This is a genomic window from Corynebacterium sp. HMSC034H07, assembly GCF_001815175.1.
Classification (GTDB): Bacteria; Actinomycetota; Actinomycetes; order Mycobacteriales; family Mycobacteriaceae; genus Corynebacterium; species Corynebacterium hiratae.
This window is the reverse complement of the sequence record NZ_KV819500.1, coordinates 1-206: the sequence shown is the minus strand read 5'-3', so window position 1 is coordinate 206 and position 206 is coordinate 1. Positions and strand designations below refer to the sequence as shown.

The 206-nt window shown below is 54.9% G+C and carries 1 rRNA gene; it reads left to right on the top strand.

Annotation, left to right across the window (positions count from 1 at the left end):
• Positions 1-69 precede the first annotated feature (69 nt).
• Positions 70-187, top strand: a 5S ribosomal RNA gene (gene rrf / locus HMPREF3009_RS02650).
• Positions 188-206 lie beyond the last annotated feature (19 nt).

Here is a 206-nt window from a genome sequence, read left to right as displayed (position 1 = left end):
CACTGTCGCTTGCGTCCACTACACAGTATCTGACACAACACCAGCAACCAGCCGTTGCTCCGTGTGTTTGTCGGTGGCCTATAGCAGCAGGGAAACGCCCGGTCCCATTCCGAACCCGGAAGCTAAGCCTGCTAACGCTGATGGTACTGCAACCGGGAGGTTGTGGGAGAGTAAGAAACCGCCGACACCAAACAAAACAAACAACT